Annotated in this window: 2 protein-coding genes; both read right to left on the reverse strand. The window is 41.9% G+C overall.

What is annotated here, in order from left to right:
• Positions 1–2: 2 nt before the first annotated feature.
• The gene (locus AC1RM2_RS13705; protein ID WP_492985623.1) at positions 3–13,709 is read right to left on the reverse strand and encodes an amino acid adenylation domain-containing protein; all 13,707 of its coding nucleotides are present in this window, start codon (positions 13,707–13,709) and stop codon (positions 3–5) included.
• 3 nt (positions 13,710–13,712) lie between these two features.
• The gene (locus AC1RM2_RS13710; RefSeq protein WP_492985624.1) at positions 13,713–20,093 is read right to left on the reverse strand and encodes an amino acid adenylation domain-containing protein; all 6,381 of its coding nucleotides are present in this window, start codon (positions 20,091–20,093) and stop codon (positions 13,713–13,715) included.
• Positions 20,094–20,149 lie beyond the last annotated feature (56 nt).

Genomic DNA, 20,149 nt, shown 5'->3' on the forward strand with positions numbered 1-20,149 from the left:
TATCAATTATTGGTAAATGTGCCCAGTAAACTTAAATTAGCCATAGCATCGTCAATGGTTTCTGCAACGTTTTGCTGAATATCTTTCAGGCCCACGTCGCCTTTTCTTAAATGTTCTTCTATCATTTTTATAGTTGGTAACCTAAACATCTCTGCGATGGCTATTTCAGCATCAAAAAGTTCATTGATTTTGTTATTGAGTTTGATAATGTTGATTGAGTGGCCACCTAACTCAAAAAAGTTAATGTTAACGCTAATCTTATCTTCGTCCAATTGAAGCACATCGGACCATATTGAAATAAGTTGCTGCTGTATATCATTTTGCGCTTTTTCAAAATCGCTGTCAATTTTTACTTCGTGATTTGGCAAAGCGCTTCTGTCCAGCTTACCGTTAACCGTTAAAGGCAGTTGCGTAAGATAAATGATATGTGAAGGGACCATATAGTCGGGCAACCTGGCTGTAAGAAACTGCCGTAAGGCGGCATTTGCAATAGGCTGACTGGCAACGTAGTAAGCTACTATATAGCTGTTTTCATCATTGGCTTTAAGTATCGCTACCGCTTTTTCAATGTCAGCATGCTCAGAAAGGCGGCTTTCTATTTCGCCCAATTCAATTCTGAAGCCCCTAAGTTGCACCTGGTTATCTATCCGGCCTATGTATTCAATATCTCCCGACTCGAGCATTCGCGCCGCATCGCCTGATTTATATAACCTGTCGCCCGGCTTGAAGGGATTGGCTATAAACTTTTCGCTGGTTAGCTTCTCTTTACCCCAGTAGCCTCGGGAAACGCCTTCACCACCAACATACAATTCGCCGGCCACTCCTTTAGGAACTATATTTTTATGCTGATCTAAAATATAAACTGACAAGGTAGGGATGGGTTTTCCAATATTGCTGATGTTATTGTCAATTTCGAAGCTTCCTATCTCTTTGTAGGTAACATGTACGGTAGTTTCTGTTATACCAAACATGTTAATTAATTGTACTTCGGGATATTTGTTGTACCAGCCTTTTAATTTAGCCGGGAACAGTGCCTCGCCGCCAAAAATGACGTACTTTAAATGAAGGTCGTGAGTAAATAATGCAAGCTCTTCTTTTATCAGATTATAAAAAGCACTTGGTGTTTGATTTAGCACTGTCACTTTTTCATCTTTTAAAAGCTTTAAAAAGCCTTTAGTATCTATCGCTTTAACTTTAGGGATAACAATTACGCGTCCGCCAAATAGCAACGCGCCGTACATTTCCCATACGCTGAAATCAAAGCAGTGGCTGTGGAACATCGTCCACACGTCATCTTGATTAAAGTTAAATTGAAATGCATTGTTAAATAACAAACGCACCACATTATGATGTTCAACCATTACGCCTTTCGGGTTACCCGTTGTACCAGAGGTATAAATAATATAGCATAAATCAGCCGGCGTTGCCAGCCTTAACACTTTTCCTGATTGAACGATTTGTTCAGCATTTTCAATGCAAATTTTTTCTATTCCGCCGTCTACCTTATTTAGCAGGTTATGTGTTGTTAACATTAACCCGATGCCGCTATCCTTTATGATATAGTTAATACGGTCTGCCGGATAATCAATATCAAGAGGTAAATAAGCGCCGCCTGCTTTTACAATAGCCAGCATTCCAATTACAGTTTCGATTGATCGCTCGGTAAATAAGCCAACTATTTGATTGGCAACCACTCCCTTTTGCTGTAGTAAATAGGCTAACTTTTCGGCTTTCCTGTTTAATTCATCATAGGTAATATGCTGCCCCTCAAAACTTACAGCAACTTTATGAGGTGTAAGCCCCACTTGTTGATCAAAAAGATCGGCTATGGTTTTGTCTTTAGGGTATTCTACTTCAGAGTTATCTAAGATTTTGATAATATCCTTTTGCTCCTGTGCCCCAACAGGATTTAAACTGGCTATTGATATTGTAGGATTTTCACATACCTGGTTCAATATATTCAAGTAATGATTAATGAATTTATCAATAGTGCCGGCGTTAAAATATTCCTGATTATATATTAGTTTACCTTTGATGAACTCATCTGCACCTTGTAAAAACAAGTTAAGGTCGTATTTACCATGTCCCCGGTTAACATCTTCCAAAACCGCTTTTAGCCCGGTTGTTGCAGGCATGCGTTTTATTGCATCTTCATACTGGTAAAGCACATCAAACAATGCTGTGCGGCTCATATCTTTTTTGGGAGCCAGTATGGTTACCAGTTTATCAAATGGCATTTGCTGATGAGCTAACCCGCTTTTGTAAATGTGATTCAACTCCTGCAGATATGTATTGTAGCCGGCATCAGGCGATATATTACTTTTAATAACAATTAGGTTTGATGCAGGGCCAATAAGATTGGCAGTATGGTGTTGCCTGTTGCCAGCACTTGTTCCTATTACAATTTCTTCGTGCCCGGCGTATTTGTGCAGCAATATTTTGAATGTCGCCATTAAAAATACACCAATATCTACCCCTGCGTCACCTGCAAGCACTTTCACTTTTTGAGTCAGTGCTTTCGGAATAACAACGTTTGAAGAAGCTGCTTTGTAAATATGCACAGCTACCCGTTGGCGATCGGTAGGTATTTCCAAAGGTTTAATTTCATTACCTAATTGTTTTCGCCAATAAGCAAGCAGTTGCGGTTCTAATTTTCCAAGTCCTTCTTGCTGCCATAACGCAAATGCCTGGTAAGGCAAAACATTATCTTTGTCGCTATTGATCAGATTGCCAGTCAGTAATGCCTGGTAAACAGTTAATATCTCATGTGCCAACGCGGCTATTGAAGGCCTGTCGGCAAGTATATGATGCACAACCAGCACCAATGCATAGCTATCTGCTGCTTTTTTTAGTAACGATGCCCTGATAAGTGTTTCGTTAAGTTTAAACGGCTCATTTATAAGTTGATCGATAATAGTTTCTGCCGGATATTCTGTTGATAGCGTTGCCAATTGCAAAGGAATCCAAACCGCTTTTGCTACTTGCTGTAATGGCCGTTCATTTATAGTAATAATGTGAGTACGCAGAATTGAATATTTGTTTACTATATAATTTATGCTTTTTTGGAGCAACTCATAATTAACCGTGCCTTCTAAATCTAATATCAAAGGCATGTTATGATAAACCGGACTGGCGTCATACAAATACCCCGACTCAAATTTATCTATAAACCACAAGCGCTCCTGGTGGTAAGATGCCGGCATTGAATCACTCAATACAAGTGGATGCCCGGCATATTCGGTTACCTTATTAAATACCTGTTGTTTTTCATATTCTGTCACTAACTCAATTGCGCCTACGCGTTGTTCTGCCTTGGCAATAATTTGAGTTATGACACTCTCATAATATTCAGGAAAACATTTTATTACTTTTTCATCATACTTATTAGCATCGTATATGAACTGAAATTTCAGTTTTTCTCCCGGGTAAATAAATATGGTTAAGTTATAATGGTTAGATTCAAAAATTTCTTCTACTTCGGCATCGAAATCTATTTTTTCATTTTGATCAATTTCGAGGGGGAAGTTTTCAAATACCAACAGGTGGTCAAAAAGCTGGTTCCCTGCTTTGGTAAGGGATTGGATATGGGCCAGCGGGCAATGATGGTAGGCTTCTGATGCCAGCGCCTTTTCCTGTAGGTCCTGTAACAGCTCGCTTACTGTGATCTCTCCTGACGCCTGTACCCGAACCGGGATCGTATTGATCATCAGCCCTATCATCGTCTCGATCCCCTGGACCGGTGCCCCACGGCCGGATACCACCGAACCGAACACGACGTCCTGTTCGCCATAGTACCTGCCCAGCAGCAAGCCCCAGGCGCCCTGCAGCAGCGTGCTTAACGTAATGCCCAAACGGCTGCATAATACTGTTAACCGGCTCGTTTGTGCTGCCGGTAGTTCCAGTTCTATGCTGCTCTGCAGGTATGCCTGGTCCTGCCCGGCCACACGCCGTACCGGTAGCTGATGCCCCCCTGCATAATCCTGCAGGTAGTCGCGCCAGTACCCCAGCGCCGAACGGGTATCCTGTTGCTGCAGCCAGTTAATATAGCCCGAATAGGGTTCGGTTGATGGCAGCGATAGTGTTTTGCCTTTTACATTGCTGCTGTATAATTGCCTGAACTCGTTCAGGATGATGCCCATGCACCACCCGTCCATCAGGATGTGGTGGTGGCTCCAGATCAGTTCATAGCTGTTTTCCGAAAGTTGCAGTACCCCCAGGCGCATCTGCCCGCCGGGCGAAAACAGGTCAAAGCCTTGGGCCTTGTCTGCTGCCTGCCACCCGGATACATACCTCGCCTGTTCCTCCGGGCTAAGCCCCCTCAGGTCTTCTGCTGTTACGCTTATCGTGCCGCTTGTCAGTACTACCTGCAGCGGCCGATCATAGCCTTCATGTACAAACAGTGTCCGCAATACCGCGTAGCGGCCGGCCAGCGTATTCATGCTTTGTTGTATCGCCTCTATATTCAGCGCACCGCTGATCCTTAACCGCATCTGTTCAAAGTAGTTGCTTGAACTGCTGTCCATCAGCGCGTGAAACAGCATGCCTTCCTGCATCGGCGACAGTTCGTAAACGTCTTCTACTGCATACTGCTCTTCCAGCCGGGCCAGCTGCCCTGCCGATAGTCCCTTGTAGCTCAGCTCGGCCGGGCTTAGCAGCCGCGAGCCGTCGTACGTTTCTGCTGTGCTTATCAGTTCCTGTAATGACCGGCGGTAGGATTCCATCAGCCCTGTTAATGCTGCTCCATCGTAATGTTTGCTGCCGTAACGCAGGCTTAGTTCCAGTTCCCCGCCGCTTACCAGACCCGAAATCTCCCAGTCATACAGCCGGTTTTCTTCTTTCGATATCTCTTCGCCACGGGGCAGGCTGCTCATCCCGTAGTGCTCGTTTTGTGTATCTGCATCAAACTGCCCCAGGTAATTGAAACTTACTTTCGGTTTGTTATTGTTGTTATTATTATTGTTGTGCTGTTGTGTTGTCGCCTGCTCTCCGTAACGGTATAACAGGTAATCCTGGCCGCCACGCGGTACTGCCCGCAGCTGCGACTTGATCTGCCGTACTTTGTCCAGCAGGCCTCCTTCGCTTACTTTTAACTGTACCGGGTATATACTGGTAAACCAACCTACCGTACGGCTGATGTCAAGCCCTGGTTCTGTGTCTTCACGCCCATGACCTTCCATATCTATCCACAGCTCTTTGCTGCCGAAGCTGCTTTCTAAGGCCAGCATCAGCCCGCTCAGCAGCAGGTCATTTACCGCTGTGCCCAGTTTGCCATGAACCGGCCCCAGCAGGGCCGCTGTTTCGCCGGCATTCAGCTTAAAGCTTTGCGCTGAGGCGTGCTCCAGTGTATCTACCGCTTGTGCTTCCCCGCCGGCGGCCTGTAACAGGCCCGGCAGGGTTAAAACTGCCTGGGGCTGGTTGTATTCCCAGTAGGCTTTGTTCTGCTCATAGCCTGCTGTTCCTATACGTGACTCCTGGGACGCGCTCCAGCGCTGGTAGGAGTCTGTTTTGGCGGGAAGCGTTAATACTGCCCCTTCAAGGTATTGGCTATATAGTGTTTCTATGTCTTCAAAAAGGATCCGCCAGGAGATCCCGTCTACTACCAGGTGGTGGATCGCTATCAGCAGCTGGCTGCCGTCTGCCTGGTGGTAAAGGCCAAGCCTGAGCAGCGAGCCGCTTTCCAGCTCTATCCCTGATTGCAGCGCCGTGCCCGCTGTTTCCATCGCGGCGGTTACTGCATCCGCCGTCAGGCCCCTTAAATCGTGTTCCTCTATCTCCAAAGGAGCTGCTGTTTCCCGGCAATGTTGTTGCCATACGCCCGCCGGTCCTTCTAACGGCTCAAAGCGCATCCGCAACACATCGTGGTGTTCGGCCAGCTTCCTGAAAACGCGATCAACCGCGACGCGTTCCAGGCCGCCCGGGAAATCCAGCAGCACCGATTGGTTAAATTGTTCCTTCTTTTTGATCCCCGATGCAAAAAACCACCGTTGTACAGGGCTTAATGCTACCGCGCCGCTTACTATTTCCTGGCTCACCGGGTTGCCTGTAGCAACCGGTTCCAGTATGCCCGCTAACCGCGAGATCGTACGGAATGCAAATATGTCTTTTACCGTAAGCCGGTAGCCTGACCGCTGCAGGCGGGAGATGATCTGTATCGATTTGATCGAGTCGCCTCCTGATATGAAAAAGTCGTCATGCCTGCCCGGCGCTGTAACGCCAAGTACCTGGCTCCAGATGCCCGCCAGCAGCTGCTCGCGTTCGCCTTCCGGTGATTGCCCAGAGTCCGGGCCATGTCCGCCGCCACTACGCTCTGCTGGTACCGGAAGACACTTCCGGTCCAGTTTCCCTGTCGACGTTAAGGGCATCGCCTCTAACCTTATATATACCCCCGGTATCATATAACCCGGTAATAAGCCCCCCAGATATACCGGTAGCTGTTCTTCATCTATCGCCGACTGGCTCGTATAGTACGCCGCCAGGTAGGGGCCACTGCTGTCCTGTACTTTGCTTACCACGCACGCACTAATACCCACGTAATTCCCTAAATGGCTCTCTATATCACCCAACTCGATCCGTAAACCACGTAGCTTTACCTGGTGGTCATTTCTGCCTAAAAACTCAAGCGCACCCGTTTCCCTGTCCCAGCGGGCTAAGTCCCCGGTCCGATAAAGTAACTGGCCACTTTTATTTAAATGCGCAATAAAACGTTCGGCGCTAAGCGGCGCGTTACCTATGTAGCCACGGGCAACACCCTTACCGCCAATATGCATTTCGCCAATTACCCCATCAGGTAATAACTCTCCGCATTTACCTAAAATGAATATATCTGTATTCCATATTGGTAAACCTATTGATGTATTGTTTTCACTTGTAAGCTTACTGCTTTGTGTTGACCCAATGGTTGTTTCTGTAGGACCATATTGGTTTTGCAACCATAGGCCAGGCAGGATACTGTAGCTTTTTTCTATTAGTTTTTTACTGGTAAGCTCTCCTGCCAATATTACGTATCGTAATTGCAAATCTGGCTTCAATAGTTCCAACTCATTAAGCAACTCGCCATAAAAACTTGGCACCATTGCAAAATTTGTTACCTTATTTTGCTTGATCGTATTGGCAATATAAAATGTATTCAGTTTATGCTCATCCGGAATTAACACGATCGCCCCCCCAGATACCAATGCAGGGTAAAGATTGGCACCAAATCCATCAAAGTGAAAAGCCACCATCTGTAAAGCCACATCGGCACTGGTAAGTGAGTGATGATTGGCGCTCCAAAGCGCGTAGTTAGCCAATCCTTCGTGCATTACATCCACACCTTTAGGATTGCCCGTTGTTCCGGAAGTATAGATAACGTATACCGAATCTTCGGGATTAACGGTTATACCTTCATATGCTGTAGTTTGGGGTATTAATGTACCCAATGGTATTTGTACGGTTTCAATGTTGTTAGTAAGCAGATTATCCGGATGCTGTTTTTTATACAATTCTTCTTGTATAAGCAACAGCGCTGCCGAACTATTTTCCATGATATACCGATTTCGTTCAACAGGTGCTTCGGCAGATAGGGGGATATAAGCACAGCCAGCTTTTAAAACTGCAAGCATACTTATAATCATCTCTGTAGATGATTGGAAAAGTAAGCCTATACGTAATTTTTGGTTATTAGTGTACTGCCGTATAATTTGAGCTACTGTATTAGCTTTTTGGTTAAGTTGTAAATAAGTGAGTTCTTCGCCGGCACACGAAACTGCCAGGTTTTGAGGCTGTATCTGTACCTGTTTTAAGAACAGTGACAACACCGTGTCTTGTTCATTATAATAGGCATTGGTTTGGTTACACCGCTCATATAAGGTACCTTTCTCGTTAGCGGAAAGTACATCAATAGCGGATATTTGTACGCTGCTGTTTTTAACAACAGCGGCAATAATCTTTTTGAAATATGATGAAAAACGTTTGATCAGGTCTTCGCTGAACAAGGCTTTGGAATAAACAAATTCAAGATTTAGTTTGCCATTAAGTTCAACAGCCGACAAAGTGAGATCTAATTTTGCCCAAAGTTGTTTACTGCGTTCTAATGTTATGGATAAGCCTGGCGTATCTTTATTAAGGCCATCAGCCTGGTGATATACAAAAAATACGTCAAAAAGCGGGTTTCGGTCCAAATCCCTTTCCAAATTCAACGCATCAACCAGCTCACCTAAAGGATATTCCTGATTTTCAAAACAGGCAAGTGTTTTAGCACTTACATTTGCCACAAACTCTTTAAATGGCAGTTGGGGGTTTGCAGCATTCCTTAAAGGCAATGTTTTTACAAACATGCCAACTACGTGTTCAAGATCGGCGTTTAACCTGCCCGAAACCGGGGTGCCCACCACAATATCATCCTGATTACTTATTTTATTTAAAAACACATAATATGCTGCAAGTAAAACAGTATAAAGTGTGGTGTTTTGAGTACTGACAATAGCTTTTAATGCATTGGTTGTTTCAAGCGACAAGTCAAACTGAAAGGAACCTCCACGATTGTCCGATTTATCGTTTCTTGGATAGTCCGTCAGCATATCAAGCTTTTGCGGCTCCTCTGCAAATTCGTTTAACCAAAAATGTTTCTGCTTTTCAATAACAATACGCCGCTCCGCGCTCTGTTGCCACTCCGCATATTCCTTATATTGAACCGGCGACCGGGATAGTGTTTCGTTATTGTACAAAGCTTTAAACTGCTCTGTTATAAGATGTTTTGATGTTCCATCTACCACAATATGGTGCGAATCCATTATAACCGTATAATTTCCCGGTTCTTTTTCTATTACACCTACCCTGTATAAAGGTCCATTTCCTAAATCAAATGGCCTGATAAATTGTAAAGCCGCGTCGCTCCAATCGCCGGTTGCTGTTAAACGTTGAATATCGAGTTCAAACGACTGCAATACTCTTTGTTTTGGTTCGCCATTTTCAAATACAAACTCAGTTCGTAAAATTTCGTTATTTTGCAGAATCTGCGTAAAAAGTTGTTTTATTTTTTCGAAATCTATATTTCCGCTTACCTGTAAAATCTCTGTTTCATTGTACGCTACGCTTTCAGGATTATACATCTGCAGAAAAAACATCTGTTTTTGTTCAGACGAAATCTCGTAAAAGTCCTTTTCTGCTATCGCCGGTATGGCGCGGCCGGTTGCCTTGGCTTCCTGCTTGTCAAGGTCTTTTGCTAACGCGGCAATAACCGGGTTTTTATACAGATCTCGAATGGAAATACTGGTACCCAGCGCCTGATTAATCCGACCTGCAAGGGTCATTGCCTTTAAGGAGTCGCCACCGAGTTCAAAAAAGTTGTCTTTTTCGCTAATATCGCTGTTGCTAAAAAACTGGCGGAAAATTTCAAGCAAGGTGTGCGCTAAGTTTTCATCTGTTTTTATCCCGGTTGACAAAGCCACGGTGCTTTGTTTTTTGTTATTCCGTAGATCTTTAAGGGCGCTGTGGTTCTTTTTAATTTCCTGTTGTATATCCCCTTTGTGTATGCTGTAGGCTGGCATTTTATTAACCAGGCAATCATAAAATATCTCAACACCTTCCTCCGGGTAAATCCCGTCATTTATTTTTGCGTTAATATCATCCAAATTAATATCATTGGTATCAGTTATCAGCGTTTTTACAGTCATTCCAACATTATACCAATCGCACCAGTTAATCGAGAAAACATGGGGTTTAATAGCCGACTGCGCATACTTAGCATAACTTTCTAAAAACTCATTAGCGGCATTATATGCTACCTGCCCAAATTTCATCTGGTAAAAATCATTCCCGATAGATGAAAACAATGCAATGAAATTAAAGGAATTAAAGTTTAAATACTTTTGAAAAAGCATTAAGCCAGCTACTTTTGACGTTGTATATTTAATAAAGTCATCGCTGCTGCGATTCATCATTATACCTCCGTAATCCACTTGTCCGGCTGCCCATATCAAGCCGTTTATAGTTGGGTACTTATCGACAATTTTTTCTGCAAAGTATTTTACCTCCAGCTCGTTGGCTACGTCAAGCTGGTAAAGATCAACCGAACTTCCTGCCTTTTCAATTGCCTGTATAGCGCTAATTTTTTTGCTGACCTGGTCATTCATACCTTTGGCTACAAGCCAGGTGTCCCAATCTGATCTTTGCGGAAAAAATGACCTGTGTATTAAAATGAGGTTTGAGCCATAACGATGAGCAATATCCTGAGCGACAGTAAAACCCATGCCACCAAAGCCACCGGTAACCAGGTAGGTTTCGTTTTTGGATAGGGTAACACCGGATTTTATTTTGTTATTGCTGATTATAGGCTCATAATGCTTGGTCCAGCGTTCGCCATGGCGATAGGCTACCAAATGATCCTCGGCATGATAAAACACCTCGTTAATAATCAGTTGTGCGTAGTTACCTGTCGCAAAAGACGTTTCGGGAGCATAAGGTATATCTATAACCTGGCAGTAAATATTATCAATTTCAGATGGCATGATGGCTGCAGGCGCCTGGATGGCTGCCTTAAACGGATCAATACTGTCATTGGCTGTAACTTTTGCCAGGTGATTAGTTACTAACGTAATTTCGATAGTATTTTCGGGATTCCACAACGCTATTGACTTTCCGAACAGCGCAAATTGCGTGTAGTGATTTGCCAAACGAGGCTCCATTGTATCAAATGAAACCAATTCGGCTTTACCTGTTAATGACGCACAGTGAATGATATTACCAACCTTTATTTCATTTTTATCGAGATAAGCCCATAAGAGGGTCAAATCATTTTCATCGTTGTAGTTTAGTATTAAACCTTTGTTACCTGATACTTCAAATTCATTTCCGTGCTTTACTTCAATTACATTCTGCCCTGATGCGGTTAATAGTTCGGTAACTGAACTGCCAATTGTTTCGTTTCCTGAAAAAACAATAAAACTTGTATGTTTTTTATCCTGTTCATTTGCCTGGTTTGGCGAAGTAGATTTTTTCCAATCACTTGTATATATCCCTGTACCCCGGTAATCAGCTTCGGCACCTTTCAATAAAACATTTGTATTTAATAAGTCATCCAGGTTAAAATCGGTAGTGTAAGGTATGTGCTCAAATGAATAAGTTGGGAGCGATACTTTTTTTACAGTGTTTTCACTATAAAAACTGTCCCAGTTTACTTTTAAACCCTTTAGCCAGAAATCGCCAAGCTTCTCTACTAAATACTGCCAATCATCTACAGCTTGCCTGGTTTGGCGTACGGTATTTATTAAGTTATGTTTTTCACCTTTTTTGCCGTTGTCTGCAATATAATTGCTAAGTGTTCGTCCAGGCCCCAGTTCAATAAAACATGCACCGCCTAAACCCAGTAATGTTTCTGCACCCTTGCTAAATTGTACCGCATTGCGTAAATGGCCGCTCCAATAGGACGCTTTATTTATTTGCTCATAAGTAACCAGTTGGCCGGTTGTGTTTGATATATATGGTATCCGAGGCTGGTTTATTGTAACAGAATTTATTTCCTGTTCAAAACTTGCCAAAATTGGATCCATCATGAATGAATGGAATGCGTGCGATGTATGCAGCTTTTTAGTTTGGATACCCTGAGCCGTTAACTGCTTTGCTAATTGGGTTACAGCATCACTGGTACCAGCTACTACAACTGAAGTTTCGGTATTTATAACCGCGATATCCACTCCCTGGTATTTAGCAAGCAAAGGCTGTAATTCTGCATAGTTGATGGTTACACTTAGCATATCGCCATGTGGCACACTACCCATTAACTCGCCCCGGCGTACCACTAATTTTATTGCATCCTGCAGGCTAAATACACCGCTTATACAAGCTGCTACATATTCGCCCACACTATGGCCAATCATGTAATCGGGTTTTATACCCCAGCTTTCAAGCACCTTTGCCAGTGCATACTCAACCGCGAACAATAATGGCTGAGCAAAAGCAGTATCATTAATGGTTGCTGTTTCATTTTTATGATTGTTTCCGGGAAATAATGCCGCTCTAAAATCACGATCAGAATAACTACCTGCAATTAACAAACAGTTATCAATGGCTTGCCTGAATGTTAAATTGCTATTGTAAAGCCCTTTGCACATATCACTATATTGTGTGCCCTGGCCGGGGAAAAGGAACACCGTGTTTTGCAAATCTTCCTCGATTGCGTTTCCTTTAAAATACTGGTATTCATTATTAGCTATTTTTGAAATAGCTTCGTCAATAGTTTCACAAGTTAATGCTCCGCGGTGTTCAAATCTATTACGGCCAACCTGCAGTGTGTAAGCAATATCATCAAGATTAGCATCCGGATTTTTTGCCAGGTGTGCCTGTAAAGCTAACATGTTCCTATCAAGGCTTTTCTTTGTTTTTCCAGATAATGTTAACAGTTTACCTCCTTTGCCGGCCGGCAATGCGGCAGCTACGGGCGCTTGTTCCAAAATTGCATGCGCATTGGTACCGCCTATACCAAACGAACTAACTCCTGCCCTTAAAGGGTGTTCAGAAACGTTCCATTCAATCAGTTCATTATTTACATAAAATGGCCCGCTATTAAAATCAATTTTAGGATTAGGAGAGTCAAAATGTAATGTAGCCGGTATTTTTTTATGCTTAAGTGCCAGTACTACTTTAATAAACCCGGCTATGCCGGCGGCAGTATCGGCATGACCGATGTTTGACTTTACTGATCCGAGTACACAGTGTTTAACAGGATTATTGTTAAAAGCTATATTGAGCGCCTCTACCTCAACCGGATCGCCAAGCGAAGTGCCGGTGCCATGAGCCTCGACATAGCTTATAGTTTGCGGATCAACATTGGCTACTTTTTGTGCTTTTTTTAGTACTTCTACCTGGCCATTTACACTTGGTGCAGTGTATCCAATTTTATTATTACCATCGTTATTTACAGCGGTTCCTTTAATAACAGCATATATATGATCATTATCTTTAATGGCATCTTTAAGCCTTTTTAATACAACCACACCGGCCCCTTCACCTACTACCGTACCGCTGGAATCACTGCTAAAAGGGCGGCATTTACCATCGCGCGACAATATTGCCCCTTCTTTATAAACATATCCTTTTTGCGAATAATGCTGAACATTAACACCACCTGCAAGTGCAAGGTTACACTCACCCAGCAACAAACTGTTACAAGCCTCATGTACAGCTACCAACGACGATGAACAGGCTGTTTGTACCATAACCGCCGGCCCTTTAAGATTAAATTTGTACGCTATGGTTGATGATAAGAAGTTAACATCGCGGAGGTGCATGGCTGTAAAATCATCTACCCGGCCATCTTTATTATCGGCTACAGCATGTAGTATCCAGGGTACATTTGTTGCACCGGCTGCAAAAATGCCAACTTTGTGTTTATTGGTATCAAGGCTGTACCCACTGTCTTCAATTGCCTCCCAGCAGCACTCATGATATAACCTGGTTTGCGGATTCATGAGGCTGGCCTCTTCATCCCGGTATCCGAAGAAAGCCGAATCAAAAAAACCTTTACTTTTTAAATAAGCGTTTGATTTTACATATTGCTTATTTTTAAGCGCCGCAGGCAACTCCTTTTCTGCCAGCAAGCCGGCATCTGTGAGTATGCTGATACAATCTTCGCCATTTTGTAAATTATTCCAGTATTCTGAAATATTATCTGCATCCGGAAACCGGCAAGACATACCGATTACTGCAATTTCTAGGCCTGAATATTTTGTCATGATTTAATCTTGAAAGCGGTTTAGTAAGTTGATAGTATCTGTCATTTGTTCAACATCGTTGTCAATAATGGCAGTGTTGTAAGTTGTATTTCCTGGTAGCTCGGTTTCGAGATAATTGGCCAACAGCGAGATTACAGGATAAGTAAATGCTTTAATAACCGGAATATTTGAGGAAAAATGATTGTTTATTTTATTAACCATTTTTACCAGTTTTAATGAATTTCCGCCTATATCAAAAAAATTTGTTTGAATGCCTACCCTGTCTTCGGGGATATTAAGCGTTTCTGACCATATTTTAATCAGTTCCTTTTGAACCTGGTTCTTAGGTTTTTCTGATGCCTCAGCTACCTTAAAGGTGGGGTCGGGCAGGGCTTTTTTATCCAGTTTGCTATTGTGATTCAACAGCAATTTTTCAACTTTCAGGAAATAAGACGGAATCATATGTTCCGGAATCTTCGCCCTTAAAAAGTTTTTAAAAGATGACGCCTCAATTTGTTGGCTTGCTATATAATATGCTACTATGTATTTTTCCCCACTATATTCCCTAACAATTACAGCGGCCTCCTGCACCTGTGGATGAGCAATGACGTTACTTTCAATTTCACCCAGCTCTATCCTGAACCCTCTTATTTTAACTTGTTCGTCTGCTCTTCCAAGGTATTCAATGGTGCCGTCGTTTAATAGCCGCGCCATATCTCCAGACCGGTATATTTTTTCTCCCGGTTTAAAGGGATGCGCCACAAAACGTTCGGCGGTTAAAGCATCTCTTTTTAAGTAGCCCCTTGCTACGCCCATGCCACCAACATAAATTTCACCGTTTACATTTGGTGGAACTATATTTTGATATTTGTCTAACAGGTATACCGAAAGTGTTGGAATTGGGGTGCCCACATTGCTGATACCTGTATCCATATCTACATTAGTAACTTCCCTGTATGTGACATGCACCGTAGTTTCAGTTATGCCAAACATGTTAATCAACTTTACATAAGGATAGCGCTGATTCCATTGCTTTAATTTTGGGGGAGATAAAGCCTCACCGCCAAAAATCACGTAGCGCAATGCAGATAAATCTGCATTTGTTTCCATGCTTTTATGAACCAGGTTATAAAAGGCGCTTGGGGTTTGATTAAGTACTGTTACCTTTTCATTTAATAAAATATCAAGGTATTTACCGGTATCAATAGCGTCGTGTTTAGAAATAATTACCAACTTACCGCCAAACAGCAATGCGCCGTACATTTCCCAAACACTAAAATCAAAACAATGGCTGTGAAACATAGTCCATACATCCGATTCGCTGAATTTAAATTGGAAAGCGTCATTAAAAAATAGCCTAACCACATTCCTGTGTTCTATAACTACACCTTTTGGTTTACCTGTAGTGCCGGATGTGTAAATAATGTAACAGGCATCTTGTGGCCTGTTTACAATTTGCAGGTTGTGTGTAGCATCATTGCTGTTTAGTATGGTTTCTATTTCAATTACAATTTCCTGGCCTTTGAATACCTTATTAAACCTACCTGACGTTAATATAACATCTGCGCCGCTGTCTTCAATTAAATAATTAATGCGGTCTTCCGGGTAATCAGTATCTATTGGTAAATATGCTCCACCCGCTTTAAGGATTCCGAGCATGCCAATTACCGTTTCAACAGACCGGTCCATTAATAAAGCAACAATTGTATTTGGTTTTATGCCTTGTTTGCGCAAAGCGGCGGCAACCATGTTTGATTGTGTTAAAACTTCCCGGTAAGTGATTGTCTTTTTGCCGAAACTAATAGCTATCCTATCGGGATTCTGCAATGCTTGTTTTTCAAATAATGAGCATATAGTTTCTTCGGCAGGATAATTTACTTGTGTATTGTCCAGGCATGCTACAATGGCCAACCTTTCTGCCTCATCAATAAGTTGTATTGATGACAAAACTGCATCTGTATCAGCATACATTGCTAAAACAATTCTTTTTAAATAGACCAGGTACCTTTTTACAGTTTCATTTTCAAAAAGTGCATCTGCATATTCAAAAGTTAAAGTCAATAGGTTATCCTTTTTGGTAGCGGATAGCGTAAGATCAAATTTTGAAATACCCCGGTTAAAGTTTTCTTCGGATATAATATTACCATTCAAATGAAGATTAGTTTCCTCGAAGTTTTCATAAGAAAACACGGCATCAAATAAAGGATTACGGCTTGTATCGCGCTCCAATCCCAGTTCATCTATTAAATCCTCGTAAGGATAATCCTGGTTGTCTAAAGATGTTAAAACCAGGTCTTTCAACCTGTTAATATAAGATTTGATTGTTATGTGGCCAGCCGGTTTGCTGCGTAATGGAAGTGTATTAACAAACATTCCCAGCATATTTTCCAGATCGGCATGACGGCGCCCGGCTACCGGACAACCTATCACCAGATCTTCCTGGCCGCTAAGTTTAGAAAGCAAGATGCTGTAGGCCGATAGCAGCACTATAAAAATACTTGAGTTGTGCTTTTCGCTTATAGTGGCTATTTTTAGCGATTCTTCTTCGGTAAGCTCCAGTGTTACACGGTTGCCTGTGTATTTTTTTACAACCGGCCTCAAAAAATCCAAAGGCAATTCGAGTGGTGCCGGTACTTCCTCAAATTCGTTCAACCAAAAGTCTCTTTGCTGTTTTAAACGCGCTTTGTAAGTACTATCAGCTTGCCATACGGCATAATCTTTATATTGCAGTTTTAGTTTGGGCAATCTCAAATTATTGTAAAATGCTGCCAGCTCCTGCAAAATGATACTGCCCGATACACCATCAGAAATTATATGATGCATATCGGTAATCAAAAAGTATTGGTTATCCGTAGTTTCAATAATTCCGGCTCTGAATAACGGGCCGCTGTTTAAATCAAATGGTTTAATAAATTCTTGTATTGCCTGCTGAAGTGGGCCTTCAACCATTTTACGGTGGGATAGTGCGAATTTTACAAAAGGAATAACTGTTTGCCGGGGTTCTTCATTAACAAATTCAAAAGATGTTCTTAAAATTTCATGCCGGTTAATTAACGCTTGAAACGCTTGGGTAAGCCTTTCAACATCAGGTACCTGATGGAACCTTACCATAAACGACATATTATACGCCGTTTGATTTTTATCGAGTTGGTACAAAAAGAACAAGCGCCTTTGTGCCAACGACAATGGATATCCGGACTGAACGGCAGCCTGTAAAATAGGCGTATAACTACTATCCTCAGTGGTACCGATGTGGCTTGCCAGGTCCCTTATTGTTGGATTTTTGACGAAGTCATTGTAAGAGATTTTTATGCCAAACTCTTTTCTGATATTATTAAGTACTGTTGTTGCCCTTAATGAATGTCCGCCTAAATCAAAGAAACTGCTTGTTACACTTATCACTTCTTCCTTAATTTTTAGCACTTTGGCCCATAATGCAACCAGGCTTGTTTCCATTTCGTTAGCCGGTGAGGTAAACTGATCGCTGATGTTCACCTGCATTTCTAAAAGCGCGGCTTTGTTTATTTTCCCGTTGGCAGTTAGCGGCATTTCATACAGATGAACAAAATGCGCCGGAACCAGGTAGTCTGGCAACGTATCGGAGAGGTACTTTTTAAGTTCGCTCTGTTTAAGTTTTTGTGCAGCACTGTAATAAGCTATAATGTGAGTTTTACCTGCTGTATGTTTTAATAATACCACGCATTCCAATACCTTATCAAAGACTGATAGTTGTTGTTCTGCCCGATTAAGATTTACACGTAAATTTTGGATATTAACTATATCATTTGTGGTGCCCAAATATTGGATAGTACCATCAGGCAGCCACTTGCCCAGGTCGCCCGTTTTAAACAGTTTTTGTCCATTTAAATAAGGGGCCGCCATGATTTTTTCATCATAACCAGGCATTTCATTGTTCAGGTATCCTGTTGCTACACCTAAACCCAATATCGCAATTTCGCCTGCTACGCCTTCGGAAACCAACTCACCATCGCTATTTAGTACATATAGCAGCGTACTTTCAACAGCTTTACCTATGCGGATAGTGTTATTTTCTTCCGCAAACGCATATTTATAAAAGGCCACTGTTCCGCTGGTTTCCAGACAGCCGTACTTGGCTATCAAAACAGCGTTACAACTTGCTGAAACTGTTTTATTGAAAAACTCTGCCTGGTTAGGATACAACGCGCCATCGCCTGTAAATACATACCGCAGCGATTGGAGCTTTGTAATCTCAATATTATTGGAAAGCGCGGTACAAAATTTAGTTAATATTGCTGGGGTAAAATTTACAGCGGTTACTTTATCCCGGGCAATGCAGTTAATCAGTTCGGCAATCTTAAAATCAGATGCCGATGGAAGTATAGCAACAGATGCACCCGCTATAACCCACCCAAATAGCTCTTCGAGGGAAAAATGAGAATCTGGTTGAGATTTTAGCAATACTACATCGTCTCTTTTTAATGGACAGGCATGCTGCATTTGTATCATACCAGCCGACAATTGCGCATGAGTAATCATTACGCCCTTAGCCTTATTTTGAAAATTAGTATTGTAAATTATCGCGGCAAGTTTGTCTTGATGAACCGGGAAATTATTTATTAAGCCCTGATAATTATTGATAATGTTTACCTGTTTGTCAAGGTCAACAACACGTACTGAGGGAGTTAAACCTTTTGGCAATAGTTTACCACTGGCTAACAAAATCTCGATCCCTGCATCTTTAATAATATAATTAATAACGTCTGAAGGCAGATTATGAACTATTGGCACGTAAACCATACCAGACTCCAGTAAGCCGAACACCAAAGGAACCATGTGTTCATCCCGCTCAAGCATAAATCCGATTTTACTCCCCGGAGATAAACCTGTTTCACTTAATATCCAGGAAGCAATTTGGCGCGCCCTGTCATGTAACTGCCAATACGTTAATTCAACATTATTATACGTAACGGCAATATCTGCAGGATTGGCAATTACATTCTTTTTAAATAGATCAATAATAGTTTCACTTTTTATACGGCCGCTACTTTCAATATCTACGGCCGCTTTTAGCAGCAGGTGCTTTTGTTCGTCGCTTACCAGCCTCAATTTACCGAATAACATTTCGGGCGTATTTACTAACGCGTTTAAAACTGTAATAAACTGCTCATTTAATTGCCCTATGGCTTTATCTGACCAATGCCGAAGGTTGTAATTGAAACACAATTCAGCTTTTTCAAAAAGGCTAAAGGTAACAGTAAGGTTATAATGTGTGCTTTCAATTACTTTAAAGCCGGTAACGTTTACCTGGTTGTTGTTTTTAAGTTTATCGTTGTCAAGCGGATAGTTTTCTACTACCATAATAGAGTCAAATAACTCTGCCGGGGTATTACCAAGAGATAACCTTTTAATCTCTACCAACGGAAAATTTTCAAAGCTTTCCCGTTCCTGTAGCTGGCCGTTGACTTCAATTAAAAGCTGTTTTAAAGATTTACCATTATCGGCCGAAATTTTTAATGGAAGCGTATTGATAAAAAGCCCTACCGCTTGTTCAATATTTGGCAATTTCAAATTACGACCAGCCACTGTTGTACCAAAAACAACCATGTTGCTGTTTAGCCTTTTTTGTAGCATTAAGCCCCAGGCTGCATACAAAATAGCGGCAATGGTGATGTTGTTGTTTTTAGCGAATGAAGTAAGACGATTGCCAAGATCTTCGGGGAGCAAATATTTGTAATCAGCGTAATTGTGATTGCCCGGTTGGGATTGTAAATTTGCCGACAAGCCTGTTTCATGAATATAATCTTTCACATAACTGCTCCAATAATTTAGTCCGGCTGTGTTGTTTTGTTTTAATATAGCCGTTGAATAATCTTTCAATGATGGCTTTGCAACTACTGCGGCAGCAGGCTGATCAACATTAATATAAGCCGCAAAAAAATCATTTATAAGTATCCCGTTGCTCCAGCCATCATACAGTATGTGATGATGGCATATTTCCATAATGAAACGCTGATCTGAAAGTTTGTATAGAAAAACCAGGAATGGTGTGGTTGTTAGATTGAGGTTTACATCATTATTGAATTTTGGCATCAACTTATCCAATTGCTCATTCTGCAATTCAAGGGCCGAAAAATCCTTGTATGTTACTACAAATGCAATGTTTTTTAACACAATTTGAATAGGCGATGTAATCTCTTCCCACCTGAAAACTGTTCTTAATACCTCATATTTATTAATAACGGATAGCCATGCATCCTGGCATTTTTCAAGATTCATGTTTCCGGCTATATCTAATGCCATACGCACACTGTAAGCCCTGCTATCGGGATGCTCAAGGTGATGAAATAACATTCCCTCCTGTAACGATGTGAGGCTACATATTTCAGCAATATTGTTTTTATCAATTTTTGGCTGGGTGCTCATATTTAAACTTTTGGATATTTGGTACTGGTATTGTTAGCCGGTTGTTATTCTGGCAA

It is taken from the genome of Mucilaginibacter sp. GW822-FHT03E02 (assembly GCF_058801545.1).

Bases quoted from the DNA above. Each gene is read 5' to 3' on its own strand.
- AC1RM2_RS13705 (WP_492985623.1), bottom strand. From the start codon at position 13,709: ATGACAAAATATTCAGGCCTAGAAATTGCAGTAATCGGTATGTCTTGC.
- AC1RM2_RS13710 (WP_492985624.1), bottom strand. From the start codon at position 20,093: ATGAGCACCCAGCCAAAAATTGATAAAAACAATATTGCTGAAATATGT.